The organism is Allobosea sp. GW823-FHT02B03, from assembly GCF_058797755.1.
On record NZ_JBXAJY010000005.1, the window covers coordinates 416,642 to 439,718 of the forward strand.

Sequence of the window (23,077 nt, forward strand, 5' to 3'; positions counted from 1 at the left end):
CGACGTTCGCGGCCTCACGACGCTCGACGTTTCAAATGGTGTCGCGACCAAAAATCAACCACCGATCGCAAACCCGCCCGGTGGTGTGTGCACTCATGGATGCATCATGACCAGAATAGGCTTTCTCGGCGTCGGCCATCTCGCTCAGGAGATCATCGACGGTCTCCTGCGCAGCGGGCAGCCGGCCTCGGAACTCATCCTGTCCTCGCGCGGCTATGGGCCGAAGCTGGCGGCTCTGCATGGAATCGATCTCGCAACGGACAATCTGCAGCTGGTCGCCGCGGCCGATATCGTCCTGTTGGCGACGCGTCCCCGCGATGCCGTCGCGGCGGTCGCGGGCCTCGGCTGGCGCCCCGGGCAGATCCTGATCTCGGCCTGCGCCGGTGTGCAGCTGAAGGAGCTTCGGGCGGCCGCGGCGCCGGCGGAGGTCGTGCGGATCATGCCGCTGACCGCCTCCTCGCTCGGAGCGAGCCCGACGACGGTCTATCCCGACCTGCCGGAGCTCCGGCCGCTGCTGGGGCGGCTCGGCTCGGTGATTCCACTCTCCCACGAGGCCGAGTTCGAGACCGCGACCGTCAGTGCCGCGATCTATGGCTGGGCGCAGATGCTGATCGGCCTCGGCAGCGACTGGTCTGTCGCGCACGGCATGCAACCGGACGCGGCAAGACGCCTGGCGGCTGAGACTTTCGTGGCCGCGGGGCGGATGATCGCCGAGCGGCCGGAAACGGGCGAGGCGCTGCTGCAGAGTCTGGTGACGCCGGGCGGCATCACCGAATGCGGATTGAAGGTGCTTGCGGCCGAGGGTGTCGAGGCCGGCTGGAACCGGGCCTGCGACGCCGTGCTGGCGAAGCTGACCGACGGCGCCCCGGTCGACCGGGGCGCCTGAACGCTTCTGCGGCTCAGCCCTGCACCGACTTGAAGACATGGCCGCCCACCGCCTGATCGGTCGGCGAGATCTCGATCTCGGTGACGTCGACATGCTGCGGCAGGCTGAGCACGGCGGCGATGGTCTCGGCGATGTCCTGCGGCTGCAGGGCCCGGACATTGCCGTACATCGTGTCATGCAGCTTGCCGCGGTCGCCGCCGAAGGCGCGGAGGTAGATCTCAGTCTCGACGCGTCCAGGCGCGAGATCGGTGATCCGCACATTGCTGCCGGCAAGATCGTAGCGTAGCGAGCGGCAGGCATGGGACAGGCCGGCCTTGGCGCCGCCATAGGCCGAAGTCCCGGCGAGCACGCCGCGCGCAGCCGTGGTGGTGATGTTGACCACATGGCCGCGGCGGCGTGCGACCATCCCGCCAAGCAGCGCCCGCATCAGCAGCATCGGCGCGGTCAGGTTGACCGCGATTGTCTCGGCGATTTCCTCGGCGCTCTGTTCGTAGAGCGGCTTCACCGTCGCGACCATGCCGGCATTGTTGACGAGAACGTCGATCTCGTCGCTGGCAAGGCCGGCGACGATCGCATCGGGGTCGCGCACATCGGCGACGACGGGCACGACGCCGAGTTCTTGGACGACATCGTCGAGCGCCTCGCGGCTGCGGGCGACGCCGTAGACTGTCATGCCGAGGCCGGTGAGGCGGCGGCAGATCGCCGCTCCGATGCCGCGCGAGGCGCCGGTGACGAGGGCTGTACGGTAGGGAAAGTCCGTGGCCATGCGGGGGCTCCCGTTGCTGTCCTCAGAGGGCTGCGCGCTGCGTCATCACGCGCAGCAGGTCGACCAGGCCGGCATCGCGCTGGTCGCGCAATTCGGCGTCGCTGCGTTCGCCGATCGCCTGGCGAACCTCGCGCGAGACGCGCGTGATCGTCTCCGGCTGCAGCTTCGCATCGCCGAGATCGTCCCAGATGTCCTGATAGGTCTTGCCGTATTTGGTCAGGAAGGACTCGATGCCGTCGGCGTTGAGGTGGTTCGAGATGAACGAGCCCTGCAGGGTCCATTTCGGGCCGGGCCCGTAGCAGAAGGCGCGGTCGACATCCTCGGCGCTGGCGACGCCGCTTTCGACCAGCGCGATCGCCTCGCGCCACATCGCGCCCATCAGGCGCAGCGCCAGATGCCCGGTGACCTCCTTGCGCAGAACGGCGGGCTTCTTGCCGAGTGCGTCGTAAAAGGCGCGCGTCTGCTCGACGACTTCCGGGGAGGTCTCGCGCCCGCCGACGATCTCGACCAGCGGCATCAGATGGACCGGGTTGAACGGGTGGGCGAGGACGACGCGCTGCGGACGCGCGCATTTCGCCTGCATCTCCGAGACTAGCAGCGCGGAGGAGGAGGAGGCGATGACCACCTCCTCGCCGAGATGCCGCTCGATCGCCGCGAGCAGTTCCTGCTTGAGGTCGAGGCGCTCGGGGCCGGATTCCTGCACGAAGGCGGTGCCGGCGAGTGCCTTGCCGAGATCGGTCGAGAAGCGGATCGGGCCGCGGGCGACCCGCGCCGGCGCCAGGCGTTCGAGATCGTCGATCAGGGCCGGGTGCAGCGTCTGGAACGCCTCCCAGCGCGCCGGGTCGGGGTCGTAGCAGGAGACCTCGTAGCCGTGATGGGCGAAGGTCGCCGCCCAGCGCTGGCCGATCGTGCCGAGCCCGACGACGCCGATCGGCCCGCGCTCAGGGGTGATGTCCATGGTCATGTCCTCGTCTCGGCAGCGGGGTGCCCGCCGCGCAGGAAATCCAGCACCGCGTCGCGGTAGAGCGCGGGTTCGGCGCGCATCGCGTAATGGCCGCCGCGCGGCAGCAGCCGCAGCTCGGCCTGCGGGATCGCGTCCGCGAGGCGCTGCGACAGATAGGCAGGGGTGACGATGTCGTCGGCCGCGACCACGACGCGCACCGGGGCGGCGATCTGCGCCAGCTGGTCCTGCGCGTCATGACCGAGCACGGCGAGCATGCGTTCGCGCACCACCGCCGCATCCGTCAGCTTCGAACGCGCCGCGGCTGCCTGAAGCTCGGCTTCGACGACGGCGTCGTTGGCGTCGAGCCAATAGGCCGCGTTGAGCAGCGTCACCGCATGGCGGCGATAGGCGTCGATGCCGAGCTGGTCGAGCAATTCGATCCGTCCGGCGAAGAGCCGGCGCATATAGGCGCAGGGGCGGGCGAAGGTGGCCGACAGCACCAGCCGCGAGACGCGCTCGGGCTGGGCGAGCGCCAGATCCTGGGCGATAGCACCACCCGTGGAATGGCCGAGAACGGCGGCGCTGGCGATGCCGAGATGGTCGAGCAGGCCGATCAGGTCCTCGCGCATCGCGGCGATGCTGGTTGGCCCTTCCAGGGCCGACGAGCCACCGACGCCGCGATGGTCATAGGTGACGACCCGGAAATACGGAGCGCAGACCTCCGCGAAGGCGTTCCAGAATGAGGCGAGGCCGCCGAGGCCCGAAATCAGCACGAGCGCCGGGCCTTCGCCGCGGACGGTGTAGGCGAGAGCCCCGCCATCGGGAAGGGAGGCGAGCCCGGTGTTCATGACGCGGTCGCCTCAGTGCCGGCCTCGTCGAGAGCCGATCGCGTGGCCTCGTTCACCGCCGACCACGGAATCCGCAGATCGAGCCAGGCTGCCAGCCGGCCGGCGCAAAGGATCGCCTCGTCGGTCAGTTCGGCGAGCGGAATCTCCTCGCGACCGAACGCGGCCTCCAGGGCGAAGATCGCAGCAGCGCTCTCGCCGAGATGACAGAAATCGCGCAGCCTCGTTCCGGCCTTGTTGCAGGCCACGGCGGCGATGCGGCGCGAGACATGCGGCTCTTCCCGCGAAAGGCCGCCGCGCACCCACCAGAGCAGCTCGTGCAGGATGCGAGCCTCGGATTCGGCGAGGAAAAGCGGCCCGGCCGGATGCATGGTGGCGCGCGAGGCCAGCAGCGTCTCGATGTCGGCCGGCGACGCGTCCCAGAGCCTTTGCCTGAGGGCAATGAGCTCGGCCGGCAGTGGCGAGAGCGGTGCTGCCGAATGCCGGTCGGTCTCTACATGCCTCAGGCTGCCGGCGAACAGCTGGCGCCCGTGCTGCTCGCGCAGCTTCAGGCCCAGGGCCTGCAGCTCCGGCAACCCGCCTTCGATCTGGCCGAGCAATGTCACCTCGGCCGTCTCGGCCTGGAGCGGCGCGAAGATCAGCTCGAGGAATTGCCGGGCGGGCCAATACAGGAAGGCGCCCGGTTGCGCCTCCATCACGTCGACGCCGCCCTCAGCGTCCTCGACGAAGGGCGCGTGCCAGTAGATGTGCTGGCCGGCGATCTTCGGCGTGTGCAGCTGAAGCTCCGCGGGAAGCGTTGCGCTGAGCGCCGCGAGGGTTCGCGGCGCTCGGGCCGTGTCACAGGCGATCCGCCAGCGCGTATCGCCGATGTGAAGGTCGAGTTTCATGAATGGCGTCCAGCGCGGCGCAAGATGGCTCAGCCCTTCGGGTTGAAGAACGAGACCGGCTTGAGGATCTGGTTGCGCATGTCGAGTAGTGGATCGGCCTCGACGACCTGCCGGCGATACGCTTGCCAGGCGGGGTCGGCCTCCATCGCGTCACGGCGCGCCTCGCGATCGGCCAGGCTGTCGTACTTCCAGAGATGTACGACCCGGCTGAGGTCGCCGATATGGGTCTGGAAGAAGCCGAAGGGCTCGCCGAGATACTGGCGCTGCATCGGCAGGCCGACATCCTCATAGAGCTTCAGGAAGTCGTTCAGGCGGTTCGGTCGGGCCGTATAGACGCGGTGGTCGAAGATCATCGTGCTTCTCCATGCTCCGGCGGAAGGCCGCCCGTTCTGTCCGATGGTGCCGCCGCCCGCTGCTCGCGATCGGAGGCTGTCCGTACGGCGCTACGGCTGGTTTCGCCGCTCGCTGCAAGACTGCATTATCTTGTGTAGACACTTATAGCGCTGCGCCGCCGACTGCGCTAGGGTCCCCGTCGGCAAAAGGCACGGCGCGCCGGAGCCGCACTTGTCCCGCCAAGCGCGGGCGATGGCGCTCGGCGCGGGGAGAAGGGTGGCGATGAAGAACTCACCGACGGTCGAGGAGCAGCTCGAAATGCTGCGGCGCATGGTGGCCGTGCGCCATCTCGAGGAGCGCCTCGGCGAATTGCACAAGGCCGGCAAGACGCGCGGGCCGATCCATCGCTGCGACGGGCAGGAGGCCATCGGCATCGGGGCGACGGCTATGCTCGACGACGAGGACTTGCTGACCAGCACCCATCGCGGCCACGCGCATTATGTCGGCAAGGGGGTCGGCATGCATCCGATCGTCGCCGAGATCCTCGGCCGCGCCACCGGCGCCTGCGCCGGCCGGGCCGGGCACATGCTGATCGCCGACATGCAGAAGGGCCTGCTCGGCGGCAACGCCATCGTCGGCGGCGGCATTCCGGCGGCGACGGGCTTCGCCGTCTCGCTGCAGATGAAGAACCGTGCCGATGGCGGACAGCGCGTTGCCATGTGCATCTTCGGCGATGGCGCCGCGCAGACCGGCATCTGCCACGAATCGATGAACATCGCGGCGCTGTGGAAGCTGCCGGTCGTCTTCGTGCTCGAGCACAACCAGTACGGGCTGACCGCGCATCACTCGACGCAGTCCTCGGTGCCCGACCTTTCGATCCGCGCGGCGGGCTACGGCATGCCGAGCGAGATCGTCGACGGCAACGACGTCATCGCCGTCCACCGCGCCGTCGGCGCGGCGGTCGAGCGGGCAAGGCGCGGGGAGGGGCCGTCCCTGGTCGAGGCCAAGACCTATCGCATGGTCGGCTTCTCGACGAGCGATGTCGGCGGCTACCAGAAGGACGAGGATCTCGCCATCTGGCGCGAGCGAGACCCGATCGTGCTGGCGCGTGCCATGCTGGCCGACAGCATCCCGGCCGGGCGTCTCGACGAGATCGTCGCAGAAGCGCGCGCCGAGGTCGATGCCGCTGTCGAGCAGGCGCTGAACGATCCGCTGCCAACCTTCACCGACCATGCGCCGAGCGCGCCCTACACCATCGCGGGAGCCTGACCATGGCGATGATGCGTTATGCCGAGGCGCTGCGTGCGGCGCTGCGCGAGGAGATGCAGCGCGATCCATCCGTCTGGCTGATGGGCGAGGACATCGCCGTCTATGGCGGCGTCTTCAAGGTCTCCAAGGATCTGATGGAGGAGTTCGGGCCTGAGCGCGTGCGCGACACGCCGATCTCCGAGCAGACGCTCACCGCCATGGCGGTGACGGCGGCGATGGCCGGCACCCGCCCGGTGCTGGAGATCATGTATGCCGACTTCCTGCCGCTCAGCGTCGATGCGCTGATGAACCAGGCCTCGATCTACAACTACATCTGGAACGGGCAGGTCACGATGCCCTTCGTGCTGCGCACGCAAGGCGGCGGCGGGGCGGGCGCCGGAGCGCAGCACTCCAAGAGCCTCGACGCGCTGGTCGCGCATATTCCCGGCATCAAGGTCGTCGCGCCGGCGACGGCTGCCGACGCCAAGGGGCTGCTCAAGGCGGCGATCCGCGACGACCATCCCGTGGTCTTCCTCGAGCACAAGCTGCTCTACAACACCCGCGACGAGGTGCCGGATGGAGACCATCTGGTCGAGATCGGCAAGGCGCGCATTGCCCGCGCCGGGACGGACGTCTCGATCATCGCCTCCTCGAAGATGGTGATCGACGCTCTGAAGGCGGCAGACGAGCTGGCGAAGGAGGGCGTCTCGGCAGAGGTCGTCGACCTGCGCACGCTGCGCCCGCTCGACCGCGACACGATCCGGGCCTCGATCGCCAAGACGCATCACGCCGTCGTGGTGAACGAGGGCTGGCGCTTCTGCGGCTATGCCGCCGAGCTCAGCGCGACGATCATGGAGTGCTGCTTCGACGAGCTCGATGCGCCGGTCGAGCGCGTCGCGACCCACGACATTCCGATTCCCTACAGCGAGCCGCTGGAAAGCACCGTCCTGCCCGACGCCGCCAAGATCGCGGCGGCGGCACGCCGGGCGCTGGCCTGAGGAGGAAACATGTCGGGTGAGATCACGCTCGCCGGTGGCGCCGGCGAATACATGGAAAGCGCGACCGTCGTCTCCTGGTCGGCCAAGCTCGGCGATCCCGTCAAGGCGGGAGAGGTCGTCGTCGTCGTCGAGACCGCCAAGGCCGCGACCGAAATCGAAGCGGAGCGCGACGGCATCCTTGCCGAGATCCTGGCGCCCGAGGGCGCGGAGGTTGGCATCGGCGCCGTGCTCGGCCGCATCGCCGACAGCCTGCCGGCATCTGCGCCGCAGGCCGTGACAATGGTCGAAGCCGCGTTTCCGGCTCCGGCAACGCTGGAAATGCCCGCTATCGTGGTCAGCGGTGAGGTCGGTCGGCGCATCAGCATCTCGCCCTTGGCACGCCGCCTCGCACGCCAGGCCGGACTGGACCCTGCGGGCCTCACCGGCAGCGGGCCGGGCGGGCGGATCAAGAGCCGCGATGTCGAGCGGGCGCTGCGCGAGCGTGCGCCGGTGCCGGCAGTGGCGTCGGCGGCGGCCAGGCCGCTTTCCTCGGCTTCGACGGATTCTGCCGCTCCGCTCGTCCTGATCCACGGCTTCGGCGCCAATGCCGCCGCCTGGAATACGCTAAGGCCGCATCTCGATGGTGGGCGTCAGGTCCTGACCGCGGAACTTCCGGGCCATGGCCGCACCGCGGCCCTGTCGAAGCCGTCGCTGGATGGTCTTGCCGAGACCGTGCTGGCGCAGATCGAAGAGAGCGGCGCAACCGAGTGCGATCTCGTCGGCCACTCGCTCGGCGGCGCTGTCGCGGCGGTCCTGTCGGGCAATCTCTCCGTTCGTGTCCGCTCGCTCACCCTGATCGCGCCGGCCGGCCTAGGACCGGAGATCGACGGGGCCTTCCTCGCCGGCTTCCTCGCCGCCCGTACCCCGGAAGGCCTGCAGCCCTGGCTCGACCGCCTGGTCGGCGACGCCGCAACGCTGCCGCGCGGCTACGCTCAGGCCGTTCTGCGCGAGCGCGAACGCTTCGGCGTCGGAGCCGCCCAGGCCGATGTGGCGCAGACGCTCTTCCCGGACAGCACCCAGACGATCAGGATCGCCGGCGACCTCGAGCGCTTTTCGGGGCCGCTCAAGGTCCTCTGGGGGCGTTCCGACCGCATCATCCCACAGGCGCACCAGAACGAGCTGCCCGGCCATGTCGCTTGCCACAGCTTGGAAGGCGTCGGCCATATGCCGCATGTCGAAGCCGGCGCGCTGGTGGCGCGCCTGGTGATGCAGTGCGTCAGGAGTGCCGCGGTGGCTTGACGAGGGGAGCACCCTGCAAGTCCGGACGATGAGAAGGGTGGTGCGCGTAGCGCGCTCAACCCTCCTTTGCCTCAGAACCGCCACGCCAGACGTGCCGAGCCTGTATGGGACAAGAAGTCCCGACCGGTCTGTGCCTGGTATTCGCCGGTGAACTCCAGCCCGCTTCCGGAGCTGATCTGCAAGCCGAGGCCGAGATCCAGCAAGCGATCGGGCATCCGCGAGCGACTCTCGAAGGTTCCGACTTCCGCAGGCGCCCCGATCAGGCTGGCGCGGGTCGTGAAGTGATCCGAGGACAGAAAAGTGAAGCCGACGGTCGCATATGGTCGCGCCCAATACCCGCCGGAAAGTTCGAAGCGGCTGCCGATCTCGAGGTTCGGGTTGACTGCGAACACCGTCTTGCTCTGCCGGTGGACGTCGAGATCGAGACCTTCCGCGCCGAATTCACGGAAGGCGGGCGTGCGGAGATGGAGCGCGTCCACGTCGACATAGGGGCGCAGATACCAGTTTGCGAACGGCAGTTCGTAAGCGGCACGGAACCGACCGCCGAGTGCCTCGACATGCGATTGGCTCTTGGCCACGGCCGTGATCGAGTCGATCGTGATCGCTCTCAGGTTCTGCTGCTCGGTCTTTCCGATCGTAGCAGAAGCCGCGAACAGCCAGTTGCCGAGCTGCCGCTTCACCGCGATCGATGCGTCGTAGCTATCGGTCTTGCTGCCAGTGATGCCGTCCGCATCGTCGAGTTCGCCGCGCGCGAACGACGCTGTGGCACCGAGGAACCAGCCGGGGGAGAACTCCTTCTGCCCGCCGATGCGATAGCTCGTTTGCCGTTGGCGATAGCCTCCTTCGTCCGGGGAGGGCGACATCCGCGAATAGTCGCCGCTGATCCGCCCCCAGACGCATTCGCCTTCGCGCATCAGCGTCGTCCCGCTCTCGAAAGCGGGGCAGCTCATCGCCGCCCGCATCGACAGGCGTGCATCCTTGAACTTGGTGTTGGTCACATACTGCGTCGACTCGAGCGAAACCTCGTCGAGCGCGGCGCCATACCGCTCCGGCGTCCCGATCCCGAGGAAGCGCGGGAAAACGCTTCCTTGCGCCTTCGATCCGGCATTCCATGCGGCCTGCAGGTGCTTGGCGGCCTCGCCTTGATCGCGTGTCAGCGTCATGCCGGCCGGGTTGTCGAACTTGGCCTGGGGCGTGAGCGTGATGCTGCCCCAATCGCGGCCGACCGCCCAGGATATCGGTATGCCGTTTCCTTGCGGGCCGGTGACGCCTCCAAAGCCATCGACTCCTCTCGTCGCGGACACGACCCGATAGTTGCCCGGCAGCAGCCACGAAACTCTCGGTTCGATGTCACCGCCAATGTGGGCCGAGCCGTCGACCTGCAACTGGCCGTGGCTCAGGCCGTTGTTCGTTGCAGGATTCATGAAGTGCACGATCATCTGGCCCTTGTGCTCGAAGCGACCGGTGACACGCGCCCGGCCTCCGATGTCGAACACGCCATCATTCCGGAAGAGCCCATTTGGGCCGACATTCACATATCCGGAGCTGGCGACGGCATATCGCCCTCCCGGCATGTTGATGAAGGTGTCGTCTGCCAAGTTGCCCTGGCGAGCCAAGTCCACATTCCCAATGATCTCGCCATGATTTTCGAGCCGATCCGCATGAACTGAACCCAGGATCGCGGTGCCCGAGATCGCGCTCAGATGCGAGCCGCTCTTCAGGACGATCTTGTTTTCGTCGTTGCCGCCATCGATGCGGATGCCTGCACCTTGCCCGGAGCCACCGATGATCGTGCCCGCGTGCTCGATCGTGATCGAGCCGGCCTTGCGCGTGCGGTCCAGGGAGCCGTCGGTCTTCTGGACGCCGCTCTGCAGATAGATGCCATAGGCGTCGTCACCGAAGGCGAGGATCTGGCCGCGCGTATCGAGCTTGATGATGCCGCCTTCGCCCACCGCACGGGAACGGGTCGTGCCGCCGTCCTTGGCCGTGCCTGCCTTGCCATTGACGTCGAATGTCCAGCCGCCGCCACCGCCCAGGCTTTGGGCGAAGATGGCGTGGGCGGCCTTGCCCCTCGTCGCGAGGGTGAACGAACTCTGCGGATCGGCCATCATGAGCTCGATATCGCCGCCTTTTCCGCTGGCGGCGGAGTCCCGGACGAACCCGGCTCCTTGGCTTACAGGTGCCCCGTAGCCGACGCCGGTATAGCCGCCGCCGCCGCCGATCGACTGCAGGAAGACGGCGTGCGCACCATCTCCTTCGGTCCTGACGGAAGCGCTGGCGCCCAGCTTGAGCTCGATCTTGCCGCCGGCTCCCCCGCTGCCGCCTTCGGCTCCCATCTTGGTCGCCTGCTCCAGGAATCCCCTGCTCGAGGCGTCGGCGCTGAAGCCGCCGCCGCCGCCGACGCTCTGCGCGAATATGCCGAACGCGCCCATTCCGTGCGTCTCGATCGTTCCCGAATGAGAGAGCTCGACCTTGCCGCCAGCGCCGCCACGACCGCCCTTTCCACCGAAGGCAAGGGTGGCTGTGGGCATCGGCAGGATGGTGGTCGACAGGTTCTCCTCGCCGCCACCCGTGGACGTGCCGTCGCCTGTGACGAGGCCGACCTTTCGCAGCAACTCGTAGGTCAGGTCGAGCGCTTCCTGCTGATCGGCATCGGCGGCCAGAACCGAGGACGATGTCGGGTCGGGTCGGCTGAAGATGAACGCTCCGCCGCCTCCGCCGATGCTCTGCGCGACCACCGCGTGCGCTTCGCGACCACGCGTCTCGATCTTGCCGGTGTTCGTGATCTTCACCGTGCCGCCGGGCGAGCTTTCTCCCGCGTCGCCGCCCATCCGGACATTGCTGGAAATCGAAATCGAATTGCCGCTGGCTGCCAACGCCCCGGTGCCGCCGCCGCCACCGACGCTCTGCCCGAACACTGCGATCGAACCCGCGCCCGCAGTCGCGATGTCCCAAGTGTTCGTCACGATGACGTCGCCGCCCTTGCCCCCCTTGCCGCCATCGGCGCCGAACGTGAAATTGGCGTTGATGTTGTTGTTGCCGGTGGCGACGCCGCTGCCGCCTCGGCCGCCACCGCCGCCGATCGACTGCGCAAAGATGCCCCAGCTGTTGTCGGCTTTGGTGGCGATCGTGCCGTAATTGTCGACGGTTACGACCCCGCCTTCGCCCGCCGTCCCGCCCGAACCGCCGAAGGCGAGCGTGAGATCGATGTTCGGAAACTCCTGCTTGGGCTTGGAGCTTGCCTCCTTGTAGGCAGCCTTCAACTCGCTCTTGAGCTTCTGCAATGCGACGCCGGCGACGGCGAAGCCGCCGGCCTTGAGCAGACGTTCGCCGAAGCTCTTGTCCTTCTCGATCAGGATGTTGACGATCTTGAGCACGTTCTTGGCGTGGCCGATCTTCGTCTGCGCCGGGCTCTTCTTGTCGAAGAACTTGTAGTCCTCGACGGCCTTCTTGTCGTTCGGGTCGCCGATCGCGCTGACGATGAGGCCGTCGACCTTGAACAGCTCGTCGACGACCTGGACGATGAACTCCGCCGGCTTCTCGCCGAATTCCGGCAGCTTCTTGGTGCTGCCGCTGAAGCTGCCGCCATTGCCGCCGCCGCCGCCGACGCTCTGCGCGAAGATCCCGATCGTGCCGGGCCCGCCCAGTTCGATGCGCGCGCCCGCACTGTTGGTCACCGAGACGACGTCCCCCTTGCCGCCGCCGCCTCCGCTGCCGCCCATCGTCAGCTTGCCGCTGAGCGTGCCCTTGCCGCTCGCGAGATAGCCGGCGCCGTTGCCTCCGCCACCGCCCACGCTCTGGGCAAAGACGCCAAATGAGTTCTTGCCGGTCGCGGCGATGAGGCCGGCGTTTTCGACCTCGATCTTGCCGCCTGCGCCGCCGTCACCGCCCGATCCGCCGACCGCGACCCGGGCCGAGATGGAATCCGCGAGCGGAAGGGCCTCGCTCGCGATGGTCTTGGCGATATCGTTGAACGACAGTCCCGGAGCTGCCTGGGCCGAGCCGCTGCCGCCGTTTCCGCCGCCGCCACCGATGCTTTGCGCGATGATGCCGGTCGCGAAGTCCCCGGCGGTTCGAATTGAGCCGTAGTTGTGAACCGTCACCGCCTTGCCGCTGCCGCCGTCGCCGCCGGCGCCGCCGACGGACACGGCCAGTCCGATATTGGCATAGCCGCTCAGCATGTCCGCGGTCGTCGTCGCCGATCCGGCGGATCCCCCGCCGCCGCCGACGCTCATCGCCTCGATACCGGTCGCGTCGTTGCCGAAGGTCGAGATCGCTGCGCGATTGTAGACCACGGCCTCGTCGCCGCTGCCGCCCTTGCCACCTTTGCCACCGACGGCGAAGCTCAGGGAAACCGCCGGCAGGTCGGGCGGTGCTACCGCCAGGGCGTAGCTCGCGGCATTGCCGCCATTGCCGCCGCCACCGCCGACGCTTTTCGCCTGAATCCCGATCGCAGCACGCCCCTTGGTCGTGATGAGCGAATCGTTGTCGACCGTGACCTTCGCGCCATTGCCCCCATTGCCGCCGGCGCCGCCGATCGCGATCGACAGGCTGGCGACCACCCCGCCGGACGAAGCCTTGGCCGCTCCGCCGACGCCGCCGCCGCCGCCCACGCTCATCGCGATCAGGCCGGTGGCCGCCTCGCCGGTCGTGATTATCGATGGTGCTGTTCCCGGCTGGAAATTCCCGCCGGTCAGCTCGGCGGCCCGCCGCGAGACGAAGACCTCCCCACCGTTTCCGCCCGCCCCGCCGTGACCGCCTACCGCGACGCTGACGGCGAAGCCCAGGGTCTGGGAGGACGCACCGGCGCCGCCGCCGCCGCCGACGCTCTGGACGAGCATGCCATAGGCTTCCTTCCCGCTGGTCGACAGGGCCCCGAGATTGCTGGCCATGACCTGACCGCCCTTGCCGCCAGTGCCGCCTGCGCCACCGGAGCCGAAGAAGGTCGAGCCGCCTTCGCCGCCGCTCGTCGTCGATACGCCGGGCTTGATCCGGCCAAGCTGGAAGGCGCCGGTCGCATTGCCGCCGCCGACGCTCTGGGCGACCATGGCGGTCGCGCCCAGCCCATGGGTATCGATGGTACCGTAATTGGCGATGATGACCTCGTCGCCGGCGCCGGCCATGCCGCCATCTCCGCCTCCGAAGACGCCTCCGCCGCCTCGTCCGCCGGTCCCTCCGAGCGATTGCGCGACGACGCCGAACGAATACTCGCCCCGGGTCAGGATGCCGCCCCACTGCGTGAGCTTGACGATCCCGCCCTTGCCGCCGGCGCCGCCCGGCTGGCCGCCGCTGTGCTCCTGATTGCCGCCGTGTCCACCGATGCTTTGGGCGAGGATGCCGGCCGAGCTGGAGCCATTGATCGTGATGGAGCCGCTGTTGGTCACTTCGACCAAGCCACCGGCGCCACCGTTGCTGGTGTAGGCTTTCGAGAAGAAGGCGTTGCCGCGGGTAGAGCCGGCCCCGCCCAGCGATTCCGCAATGATGCCCGTCGCGCTCGCTCCGCTGGTGACGATCGTGCTCGCCGTTCTGACGTCGATCGACACCCTGCCACCGACGCCTCCTGTCAGATTCGTGACCTGATCCCGGGAGGTTCCGCCACCGCCGGCATCGCCGCCGAGCGAACGTGCCCATGCCCCGGCATAGTTCGATCCTTCGGTTTGGATCGAGCCGAGGAGGTCGAGCCGAACGGTTCCACCAGCCCCGCCTCGGCCCATCGCGGCGTTGCTGTCGCCGCCATTGCCACCGTGCGAATAGAGCAGCAGCAGGCTCGTGCCCTTCGCCCCCGACCAGCGCGGATCCCTGTGGAACCAGGGATCGTTGAGCGTGCCGGGAAGCGGAGGCCCCTTCTGCTCGCCCAGGCCCGACAAGGAGCCGGTCTGCGTGACGAAGACTTCGCCGCCCTTGCCGCCATGGCCGCCGTCGACATCGGTGAAACCGGTCGAGGGACCATCGCCACCATAGCCGCCGGTCGATCCGATGATGACCGCGCTGCCTTTGGTCGTTTCCTTGGACGAGGAAAGGGAATTCTCCAGATATATCCCGGGCCCTGCCGCGCCGTCCGTGGCGTGGCGCTCGACGCCGAAGAAGCCCGCCCGCCCGGCCGTTCCGTTCGCGCCCCTGAGCATGCGCCGGTCGATCGACGCCCGCTCGGGAGCCTGTTGTGCCAACGCCGGGTCTATGGCCAGGAAGGGGACGAAGGAGGCCCAGCTGACAGTGCAGAGGAGCTGCCTTGCGAAACTTGCCCGCCGGGCGGAGGGCTCTGCACGGAGGTTGGACTTCCGGCGCTCAATCTTCACAGTCTCTTGCCCCCGCCCCAAACGACACCTGCGTCCTGGCGGTGATTTCGACGTAGCCCTCGCGAATGCGGGTCAAGTCTGACACGCACCCGCGATCATCTGGAAAACGAGCAGGCGCCTCTGGGTCGGCAGAGCATCGAATCACACGCACTTGCAAAGATGATATTTTATTTCTTGATTGCGCATTGAGAAAATCTGTCGCTCACCTCAATAGATGCCCGGATGTTTCGACATATCTTGATGTTACCCATCGATATTCCCTTGGTGTCGGCCGTCTTGCTGAACGCCTCTTTGGCGGCCGCCGCCAAGAAACCGCTGCCAGGAATCCGCCGACAGCGGTCCTGCCTTCCGAGGTGGCGGTCGTCGAGCAGCGCAGGCTCAATGCACCGGGCCTAGTCATCAGATCGCGAGCGATCGCGCGGGAGTTACGAGGATCCGGAACGCAGGCTCTCGCTTCGCAGGAAGCGGATGAACTCCTCGACAAGCTCGGTCCGCTGGCTGTGTGAGGGAAACAGTACGCCGAAATTATAGGGTACATCGGGCTCGAACCGGCGCCAGATGAGGCCTCGCGGCGTAAAGGCGCTTGCGGTGAAGCGATCGGTGATCGTGACGCCGACACCATTGGCGACCAGCTCGCAAGCCACTGCGGCGATGGGGGTGTCGACGCGAATGTCCGGTATGGAGCCGGCATCATCCAGAGCGCGCTGCAGCGGCAGATGGGCAAAGCTGTCCCGCCCCTTTCCGACGAAGGCCAAGCCGTGCAGGTCTCGCGGGGTGATCACCTCGCGCGCCGCAAGCGGATGGTCGGGCAGCATCACGCAAACCCCGATCGCCGGATCGAACAGCTCGATGTCGACGCCCGGCTTCTCCATCGGCAGCATCGCGAAGCCGATGTCGAACTGGCGGGTTGAGACCCAGGACGCGATCGTTTCGGAGCGCTGCACCTGAAGGGCGGCCGCCACGCCGCGGTGCTGCTTCAGGAAGCGAGCGAGCGCGGCCGGCAGAAACTGATGGGCGAGTGCCGGCATGCTGACGATCCTGAGCTGCTCGACGCGCTGCTCCTTGATCTGGGCAGCCCGCTCGGCGATCCGCTCCAGCCCGACGAAGCTGCGCTCGACCTCTTCGTGCAGGGCCAGTGCCTCCGCCGTGGGCCAGCTGCGTCCATCCGCCCGCGTGAACAGGGCAAAGCCCAGGCGTTCCTGCAGTTCCTTCAGCAGCCTCGAGATGGATGGCTGCGAGGTGCGCAGCAGGCGCGCCGCCTGCGTGAAGCTGCCGACATGCAGCACGGCGTTGAAGGCCTCCCAGTGCTTGTGGCCAATTTGCGTCAAATCAAAGCTCCCCGGGATCGAACGCCTCATACTCCGGCCAAACGATGCTCGACGAGCGGCAGCGCTCGCCGAACGAAGAGTTGCGCCCATATCAAATCCGGATCGAGCGATCCATACTTCGTCAATTGACAGATACCCCTCCGACCGAAACCCTGATGGCAATCAGGACAAGAACGAGGGGTTGCTGGCATGAAGTCTCCGCATCACGGAATCTGTTCGATCGCGCTCGGATTGGCGCTGTCGGCCACGGGCTGGATGGCGCCCGGCGCTCTCGCGCAGGACACCATGTATGTCGCCGGCTATGGCGGCTCGTTCGAGCGCCTGATGCGGGATTCGGTGATTCCGCCCTTCGAGAAAGCCAACAGCGTCAAGATCGAGTACGTCGCGGGTCAGTCGACGGCCACGCTCGCAAAATTGCAGGCACAGCGCAGCAAGCAGGAGATCGATGTCGCGATTGTCGATGACGGTCCGATGTATCAGGCCGTGCAGTTCGGCTTCTGCGCGCCGATCCAGAAGGCGCCGGTCCTCGACGACATCTATCCGATCGCGAAATTGGCCGATCAGGCGATGGCGTTTGGTATCGGTGTCACGGCGCCGGTCTACAACACCAAGATCTTCAAGGAGAAGGGGCTTCCTGTCCCGACGTCCTGGGGCGACCTCGGCAACAGCGCCTACAAGGGCCAGCTTGCTCTGCTGGGTGCCGCCAGCACGACCGGCCTTCACGGGCTGATCATGGTCGCGCGCGCCAAGGGCGGCGGCGAGGCCAGCATCGACCCAGGCTTCAAGGCCTTCAAGGATGAGATCCGCCCGAACATCGTGACCTTCGCTCCCTCCGCCCCGAAGCTGGAGGAACTCCTGCAGAGTGGCGAGATCGCGATGACGGTGGTCGCTCGCTCGCGCGCCGTTGCGCTGAAGAAGGAAGGGCTGCCGCTGCAGGCCGTCGAGCCCAAGGAAGGCGCCGCGGCGCTGATGGTGACGATGTGCCCCGTGGTCGACAGCGACATGCCCGCGCAGGCGCAGAAATTCATCCAGCACATGCTCTCGCCCGAAATCCAGAAGGTCTTCGCCAAGGCAGGCTATGGCCCGGTCAATCGCAAGACCGAGCTGACAGAGCAGGAGAAGGAGGGGCTCGCGGTCGGTGACGAAGCCGTGGGCAAGCTCGCCCGGATCGACTGGCCGACGGTCAACCAGAACCGCGCCGCCTGGACGCAGCGCTGGAATCGCGAAGTCGAACGCTGAGCAATCCTGAACCGGCCGGCTTTGCCCGGCCGGACACGTCCCGAACGGGTTTTCCAAGCAATGGCCAAAATCGTGCTCGAGGCGCTGACCAAGCGCTTCGCAAGCTTCACGGCGCTTTCCGGCATCGACCTGGCGATCGAGCCGGGCGAATTCGTCGGGCTTCTCGGGCCCTCCGGCTGCGGCAAGACCACGACGCTGAACATCGTTGCGGGCTTCGAGGAGCCCTCCAGCGGCCGGGTCCTCCTCGATGGCCGCGACCTTGCGGGCGTGCCGGCGAACCGGCGCGGCATGGGCATCGTCTTCCAGAGCTATGCGCTCTTCCCGCACATGACCGTGGCGGAGAACATCTCCTTCGGGCTGGAGATGCGCGGGATCGGCCGGGCCGAGCGCGACCAGGCGATCCGCCAGGCCCTCGACCTCGTGCATCTTTCGGCGATGAGCGAGCGCTATCCACGCCAGCTCTCTGGTGGCCAGCAGCAGCGCGTCGCGCTGGCGCGGGCGCTTGCCATCGAACCCGCTCTGCTCCTGCTCGACGAACCCTTGTCCAATCTCGACGCCAAGCTGCGCGAGGAAATGCAGGTCGAGATCCGCGCGATCCAGCGTCGCGTCGGCACCACGACGATCATGGTCACGCACGACCAGGCGGAAGCACTCGCCACCTGCGACAAGATCGCAGTGATGGATGCCGGCCGCATCGTCCAGCTCGCGGACCCGCTGACGCTCTATGATGCACCCGCGAGCCGTTTCGCCGCGGCCTTCGTCGGGCGCTCCTCGCAGTTGCCGGCCACGGTGACCGCGGTGGACGGGTCGGTCGCGCGCCTGCGCATCGATGGTCTCGCGGCCGAGGTCGGCGGACGACTTCATTGCTCCGTCCCGGTGGGCGAAGCCGTGCTGATCGCGCTGCGGCCGGAAAAGGTTCAGCTCGGGCTCCCCGGTTCGGGTGCGGTCGACGGCCGTCTGCAGTCGCGGGTCTTCCAGGGCAGCTCCTGGCTGTTTTCGATCCAGACGGATCTCGGCAGCGTGCTGGTCTCCGAGCCGCATCGCGGAGCGCCCCGCTTTCGGGAAGGCGACATCGTCTCGATCGCCTGGACGCCGGAGGATGCCGCCGTGGTTCCGGAGGCGCCCCGTGGCTAGCCCGAAGCGTCGCGCGCCCTATCTGCTGAGTCTGCCGGCGCTGCTGGTCTTCGCGGCGCTGCTGGTGACGCCGCTCGCCATGATTGCGGGTCTGAGCTTCCAGGCCTTCGACCTCAACACCGGGCAGATCGGCGGCTTCACCCTCGGCAACTACGCCGACACGCTGGGCGATCCCTACTACCACACGATCTTCCTGCGCACGGTCGGCATCGCGCTAGCGACGACGGCAATCTGCATCCTGATCGGCGCTCCGGAGGCCTATTTCCTGTCGCGCATGCGCGCGCCCTGGCGCTCGATCTTCCTGATCGTGACCCTGAGCCCGCTCTTGATCTCGGTGGTGGTCCGCACGCTGGGCTGGGCCCTGCTGTTCGGCCGCAACGGCGTGATCAACCAGGTCCTGGCGGCGCTCGGCCTCGCCTCGGGGCCGATCCCGATGCTCTACACCGTCCAGGGCGTCGTCATCGCGCTGGTCCATGTCGCGGTGCCGTTCATGGTGATCTCGGTCTGGGCCGCGCTGCAGCGCCTCGATCCCAAGGTGATCCGGGCCGCGAGCTCGCTCGGGGCGAGCGAGTTCACGATCTTCCGACGCATCGTGCTGCCGCAGGTCATCCCCGGCATCCTGTCGGGCTCGCTGATCGTCTTCGCCCTTGCCGCCAGCGCCTTCGCGACGCCGGCGATCATCGGCGGGCGCCAGCTCAAGGTGGTGGCGACCGCGACCTATGACGAGTTCCTCGGCACGCTGAACTGGCCGCTCGGCGCCGCCATCGCGATCGTCCTGCTGATCGTCAACGCCGCGATCATGCTGACCTACAACCGCATCGTCGAGCGGCGCTATCAGAGGTTCGCGCAATGAGCCGCAACGGAGCCTTCGCGGTCGCGTTCCACACGCTGTTCGTCGCCTTCATGCTGGCGCCGCTGGTGGTGGTGATGTGGATGTCGCTGACGCCCTCGAACCTCTTGTCGCTGCCGACGACCTCGTTCTCGCTGCGCTGGTTCTGGGCGATCCTGCGTCACAGCCAATTCATCGACGCCTTCTGGTTCAGCATCTTGCTCGGCGCCCTCTCGGCGAGCCTCGCGATGGTGCTGGCCGTGCCGGCGGCGCTCGCTTTGGCCCGCTACCGTTTCCCGGGGCGGGACGGCTTCGTCGCGCTCTTTCTGTCGCCGCTGATCATCCCGCATGTCGTGCTCGGCGTCGCCTTCCTGCGCTTCTTCACCCAGATCGGCACGACCGGGACCTTCATCGGGCTGCTCGGCGCCCATGTGCTGGTGATCTTCCCCTATGGGCTGCGGCTGGTGCTGGCGGCGTTGACGACGAGCGACCCGGCGATCGAGCGGGCCGCGATCTCGCTCGGCGCCTCGCAATGGACGGTGTTCCGGCGCGTGCTCTTCCCGCTGATGATCCCCGGCGTCGCCGGCGGCTGGGTCATCTCCTTCATCCAGAGCTTCGACGAGGTGACGATGACCGTGTTCGTCGCGACCCCGTCCTCGATGACGCTGCCGGTGCGCATGTACCACTACATCGAGGAGTCGATCGATCCGCTGGTGGCCTCGGTCTCGACCGTCGTCATCCTCCTCACCTTCCTGCTCATGGCCATCGTGGACCGCATCTACGGGCTGGACCGCATCCTGGTTGGCAAGGGCTGAGCGCCCGGCCGGCCGATCCTGACCTTTCGAGGATTGGACAATGAAAGCGATCGTTGTGGGAGCCGGCGTCGTCGGCTCATCGGTAGCCTATCGCCTGGCTCAGGCTGGGGCCGAGGTCACCGTCATCGAGGCGAGGCGGCCTGGAGGCGGCACCTCGAGCGTGACCTATGCCTGGGTCAACGCTTGCGAGAAGCTGACCTCGGAGGCCTATTTCCGGCTGAACTTCGCCGGCCGCCAGGCTCATGAGGACATCCTCGCCGAATTCCCCGGCGCGGACTGGTACCATCGCCCCGGCGTGCTGCAATGGCAGGACGCGGAAGCGGAAGCCGGCGGGCGCGACGGCACCGACCCGCTCGCCAAGCTGCAGCAATTGATCGCCTGGGGTTATCCGGCCGAGGTCCTCAGCCTCGACGACGTCCGCAGGCTCGAGCCGCAGATCAATCCCGAGGCGATCGGCAATGCCCCGGTCATCCACTATCCCCAGGATGGTTGGCTCGACCCGGTGCCGTATTCCGGCGCCCTGGTCGCAGCCGCTGTGGAGCGGCATGGCGCGACATTCGTCGAAGGCCGCGTCGAGCGCCTGGTGCTGGCCGGCGAGCGCTGCACCGGAGTTGTGCTGGGCGATGGCCAGACGATCGAGGCCGATGTCGTGGTGAACTGCGCCGGTCGCTGGCTCAACGACCTCGTCCAGACGCCACAGCATCGCGTTCCGCTGGCACCGACGCTCGGTATCGTCGCCTACACGCCGCCTGCCGGCACGTCGCTCAGGAGTGCGCTGCGCACGCCCCTGGTCAATATGCGCCCCGATGGGGGCGGGCGCTTCCTGCTGCGCTCGAACGAGCTCGACCGGCTGCTGACAACCGATGAAGGCGCGGTGCCGTCGCATCCTCAGGCGCAAGAGCTGATGCGCCGCGCCATCACGACCGTTCCAGCGCTGAAGAATGTCGAGGTCGAGGCGGTCCGCATCGCGACGCGGCCGATCCCGAAGGACTCCTATTCCGCCGTCGGCCCGGTGCCCGGCCTGTCCGGCTACTATGCCGTGGTCACCCACAGCGGCGTGACGCTCGGCGCTTTCCTCGGCGAGGTGGTCGCCGACGAGCTCGTCCATGGACGTGAGCGCGACGAGCTCGCCGAATTCCGCCCGAACCGCTTCTTCAACTGAGGATCGCACGATGCGTGTCGCCATCATGGGCGCGGGCGCCGCCGCCTTCGCCGCCGCCGCCTTTCTCGCCGAGAACGGGCATGACGCCGTGCTCTGGTCGCCTTCGGGCAAGAGCACGGAGGCGCTCGCCGCCGGCGCCCCGCTCGTCAGCGAAGGCAAGATCACGGGGGAGTTCCGCACCGGGGTAGCGCAGAGCTGTGAGGCTGCCCTTCACGGCGCCGACGCCGTTCTGATCGCCCTGCCGGCGAACGGGCACAAGCACGTCATGGACGCGATGGCGCCGCTGCTATCGCCGGGACAGCCGGTCATCATCTCCTCGCACGCCTCGCTAGGCGCCTTTTACCTCTCGCGTTTGCTGGCCGCGCGCGGCGTGGAGGTGCCGATCATCGCGCTCAGCACAACGATCCTGCGCTCGCGGCGCACGGGGCCGAACACGGTCAAGATCGCGACCATCCGCAGCAAGGTCGACATCGCCACCCTGCCGCGGCCGCTCGCCCAGGACGGCCTCGACCTCTGCCGAAAGCTCTTCGGCGATCGCTTCCGCGCCGTAGACGGCCTGCTCGCGGTGTCACTGAGCAACGTCAATCCGCAGAGCCACATGGCGCTGGCGCTGGCCAACTTCACCCGGATGGAGAAGGGCGAAGCCTGGGGGCAGAGCGAGAACCTGACCATGGCGGTCGGCCGCCTGCTCGAAGCCATCGATGCCGAGCGGCTCGCCCTGGCGGCTGCGTTCGGCCTGACCGTCCGGACGATGCGCGAGCACTATTCGCTGACCTATGGCGTGCCTGACGCCCCGCTCGGCGAGACCTCCCGGATGCTGGCGGAGACCCAGCCGACGACGCTGGGACCGGCGACCATCGACACCCGCTATACGCTGGAGGACGTGCCGTTCGGGCTGCTGCCGCTGGCCGAGCTCGGGCGCCTCGCCGGCGTGGCGATGCCTTTGCATCAGGCGGGCCTTGCGATCTTCTCGGCGCTCTACGGGCGCGATCTCGCTGAGGACAACGACATTCTGCCTGAGCTCATGAGAACCGGGCTTTCGCGCGACCAGTTGCTGGCTTGAGCGCCCTGACGATTGTGGACGGGAGCAAGACGAAGGTTGGCGAGCTTCGCTTCTGATGAGCCTCCGCCTCCGGGCTGCCGTTGGCGTTGGCCGCAGACCAGCAATCGTCGCTGCCAGTGTCTCGAGCCGACGTTCACGTAGAGCCTAAGCGGCCGGCATACCGCGCTCTCGCCGGACCTCGGGGGGTTGCCTTTGGGGAAGGTGCCGACGGAGCCGGCGCGATAAGTCTCCGTCGGCACCTTGTCCCGAGATCTCCTTTTTTCGGCACTGTCAGCCAATGCCTCGGCCTCTACGAGGCGCCTTCGCCGCCGGTCACGCCACCGTCGTGCGCAGCGTGCCGATGCCCTCGACATAGCCTTCCATCACGTCGCCGCGCACGATCGCGCCGACGCCGGACGGTGTGCCCGACATGATCAGGTCGCCGGCTTGGAGCTCGAAGAGGCCGGAGAGGTAGGAGATCATCTCCGGCACCTTCCAGATCATGTGGTTGAGGTCGCCCTGCTGGCGGATCTCGCCGTTGACCTTGAGCCAGACCGCCCCATTCTCGGGATGCCCGATCGTGCTCGCCGGAACGATCTCGCCGATCGGCGCGGAATGCTCGAAGGCCTTGCCGATCTCCCACGGCCTTGCCGCCTTCTTGCATTCGTCCTGCAGGTCGCGGCGGGTCATGTCGAGACCGACGGCGTAGCCGTAGACATGGTCGAGAGCGCTTTCGACGGGGATGTCCTTGCCGCCCTTGGCGAGGGCGACGACCATTTCGATCTCGTGGTGGACGTTGCTGCTGCGCGGCGGATAGGGGAAGTCGCCACCATCGAGGACGACGTTGTCCGGGTTCTTCTGGAAGAAGAACGGGGCCTCGCGGTTCGGATCGCCGCCCATCTCGATCGTGTGGGCGGCATAGTTGCGGCCGACGCAATAGATGCGATGGACCGGGAAGCGGCTTTGCGTCCCGCGCACCGGGAGCGTGACCGGCGCCGGGGCCGTGACGACATGGTTCTGAGGCGTGGCGATGTTCATCTTGCGGCGT

General features: G+C 67.5%; 18 protein-coding genes. 10 read left to right on the forward strand and 8 right to left on the reverse strand.

Features of this window, described 5'->3' with window-relative positions:
• Nucleotides 1-106 precede the first annotated feature (106 nt).
• Entirely contained in the window at nucleotides 107-886 is a 780-nt protein-coding gene (locus AC1REK_RS19040) for a pyrroline-5-carboxylate reductase family protein (RefSeq protein WP_492268845.1), read from the forward strand.
• A 13-nt stretch (nucleotides 887-899) separates the two neighbouring features.
• On the opposite strand, the gene AC1REK_RS19045 is transcribed toward AC1REK_RS19040, so the two are convergent.
• Genes AC1REK_RS19045 through AC1REK_RS19065 form a run of 5 tightly spaced genes read right to left on the reverse strand, consistent with a single transcriptional unit; the run spans nucleotide 900 to nucleotide 4,680 of the window.
• The gene (locus AC1REK_RS19045; RefSeq protein WP_492268844.1) at nucleotides 900-1,652 is read right to left on the reverse strand and encodes an SDR family oxidoreductase; all 753 of its coding nucleotides are present in this window, start codon (nucleotides 1,650-1,652) and stop codon (nucleotides 900-902) included.
• A 22-nt stretch (nucleotides 1,653-1,674) separates the two neighbouring features.
• Nucleotides 1,675-2,610: a 3-hydroxyacyl-CoA dehydrogenase family protein gene (locus tag AC1REK_RS19050; RefSeq protein ID WP_492268843.1), complete on the reverse strand. Its 936-nt coding sequence runs from the start codon at nucleotides 2,608-2,610 to the stop codon at nucleotides 1,675-1,677.
• 2 nt (nucleotides 2,611-2,612) lie between these two features.
• Nucleotides 2,613-3,443 (reverse strand): alpha/beta fold hydrolase, encoded by an 831-nt coding sequence (locus AC1REK_RS19055; RefSeq protein WP_492268842.1) that lies wholly within the window; start codon nucleotides 3,441-3,443, stop codon nucleotides 2,613-2,615.
• Nucleotides 3,440-4,327: a hypothetical protein gene (locus AC1REK_RS19060; protein ID WP_492268841.1), complete on the reverse strand. Its 888-nt coding sequence runs from the start codon at nucleotides 4,325-4,327 to the stop codon at nucleotides 3,440-3,442. The genes AC1REK_RS19055 and AC1REK_RS19060 overlap by 4 nt, the downstream gene beginning before the upstream one ends.
• A gap of 29 nt (nucleotides 4,328-4,356) precedes the next feature.
• Nucleotides 4,357-4,680, reverse strand: a complete 324-nt coding sequence (locus tag AC1REK_RS19065) for an NIPSNAP family protein (protein ID WP_066469506.1) — start codon at nucleotides 4,678-4,680, stop codon at nucleotides 4,357-4,359.
• Between the two features lie 211 nt (nucleotides 4,681-4,891).
• Between AC1REK_RS19065 and AC1REK_RS19070 the strand changes: the two genes are divergently transcribed.
• The 3 genes from AC1REK_RS19070 to AC1REK_RS19080 are packed head-to-tail and all read left to right on the forward strand — an operon-like array spanning nucleotide 4,892 to nucleotide 8,184.
• A complete protein-coding gene (locus AC1REK_RS19070) occupies nucleotides 4,892-5,929 on the forward strand; it encodes a thiamine pyrophosphate-dependent dehydrogenase E1 component subunit alpha (protein WP_327523854.1) in 1,038 nt (345 codons plus the stop codon).
• 2 nt (nucleotides 5,930-5,931) lie between these two features.
• On the forward strand, nucleotides 5,932-6,906 hold the full coding sequence (locus AC1REK_RS19075; protein ID WP_327523855.1) for an alpha-ketoacid dehydrogenase subunit beta: 975 nt from the start codon (nucleotides 5,932-5,934) through the stop codon (nucleotides 6,904-6,906).
• Between the two features lie 9 nt (nucleotides 6,907-6,915).
• Nucleotides 6,916-8,184: an acetoin dehydrogenase dihydrolipoyllysine-residue acetyltransferase subunit gene (locus AC1REK_RS19080; RefSeq protein WP_327523856.1), complete on the forward strand. Its 1,269-nt coding sequence runs from the start codon at nucleotides 6,916-6,918 to the stop codon at nucleotides 8,182-8,184.
• 71 nt (nucleotides 8,185-8,255) lie between these two features.
• Here the strand turns inward: AC1REK_RS19080 and AC1REK_RS19085 are convergent, their stop codons facing one another.
• Together AC1REK_RS19085 and AC1REK_RS19090 are read right to left on the reverse strand one after the other, a co-directional pair.
• Nucleotides 8,256-14,480, reverse strand: a complete 6,225-nt coding sequence (locus tag AC1REK_RS19085; RefSeq protein ID WP_492268840.1) for an autotransporter outer membrane beta-barrel domain-containing protein — start codon at nucleotides 14,478-14,480, stop codon at nucleotides 8,256-8,258.
• Between the two features lie 425 nt (nucleotides 14,481-14,905).
• Nucleotides 14,906-15,808: a LysR substrate-binding domain-containing protein gene (locus AC1REK_RS19090; protein WP_492268839.1), complete on the reverse strand. Its 903-nt coding sequence runs from the start codon at nucleotides 15,806-15,808 to the stop codon at nucleotides 14,906-14,908.
• A gap of 189 nt (nucleotides 15,809-15,997) precedes the next feature.
• On the opposite strand from AC1REK_RS19090, the gene AC1REK_RS19095 reads away from it, so the two are divergent.
• From AC1REK_RS19095 to AC1REK_RS19120, 6 genes are read left to right on the forward strand one after another with little or no spacing between them, the layout of a single operon-like run.
• The gene (locus AC1REK_RS19095) at nucleotides 15,998-17,047 is read left to right on the forward strand and encodes an ABC transporter substrate-binding protein (RefSeq protein WP_492268838.1); all 1,050 of its coding nucleotides are present in this window, start codon (nucleotides 15,998-16,000) and stop codon (nucleotides 17,045-17,047) included.
• Nucleotides 17,048-17,107: 60 nt separating this feature from the next.
• Nucleotides 17,108-18,181 (forward strand): ABC transporter ATP-binding protein, encoded by a 1,074-nt coding sequence (locus AC1REK_RS19100; RefSeq protein ID WP_492268837.1) that lies wholly within the window; start codon nucleotides 17,108-17,110, stop codon nucleotides 18,179-18,181.
• On the forward strand, nucleotides 18,147-19,034 hold the full coding sequence (locus tag AC1REK_RS19105) for an ABC transporter permease (RefSeq protein ID WP_414645005.1): 888 nt from the start codon (nucleotides 18,147-18,149) through the stop codon (nucleotides 19,032-19,034). The genes AC1REK_RS19100 and AC1REK_RS19105 overlap by 35 nt, the downstream gene beginning before the upstream one ends.
• On the forward strand, nucleotides 19,031-19,825 hold the full coding sequence (locus AC1REK_RS19110) for an ABC transporter permease (RefSeq protein WP_137881255.1): 795 nt from the start codon (nucleotides 19,031-19,033) through the stop codon (nucleotides 19,823-19,825). The genes AC1REK_RS19105 and AC1REK_RS19110 overlap by 4 nt, the downstream gene beginning before the upstream one ends.
• A 40-nt stretch (nucleotides 19,826-19,865) precedes the next feature.
• Entirely contained in the window at nucleotides 19,866-20,987 is a 1,122-nt protein-coding gene (locus AC1REK_RS19115; RefSeq protein ID WP_492268836.1) for an NAD(P)/FAD-dependent oxidoreductase, read from the forward strand.
• A 10-nt stretch (nucleotides 20,988-20,997) separates the two neighbouring features.
• Nucleotides 20,998-22,050, forward strand: a complete 1,053-nt coding sequence (locus AC1REK_RS19120) for an NAD/NADP octopine/nopaline dehydrogenase family protein (RefSeq protein WP_492268835.1) — start codon at nucleotides 20,998-21,000, stop codon at nucleotides 22,048-22,050.
• Between the two features lie 312 nt (nucleotides 22,051-22,362).
• On the opposite strand, the gene AC1REK_RS19125 is transcribed toward AC1REK_RS19120, so the two are convergent.
• Nucleotides 22,363-23,067 (reverse strand): fumarylacetoacetate hydrolase family protein, encoded by a 705-nt coding sequence (locus AC1REK_RS19125; RefSeq protein WP_492268834.1) that lies wholly within the window; start codon nucleotides 23,065-23,067, stop codon nucleotides 22,363-22,365.
• Nucleotides 23,068-23,077 lie beyond the last annotated feature (10 nt).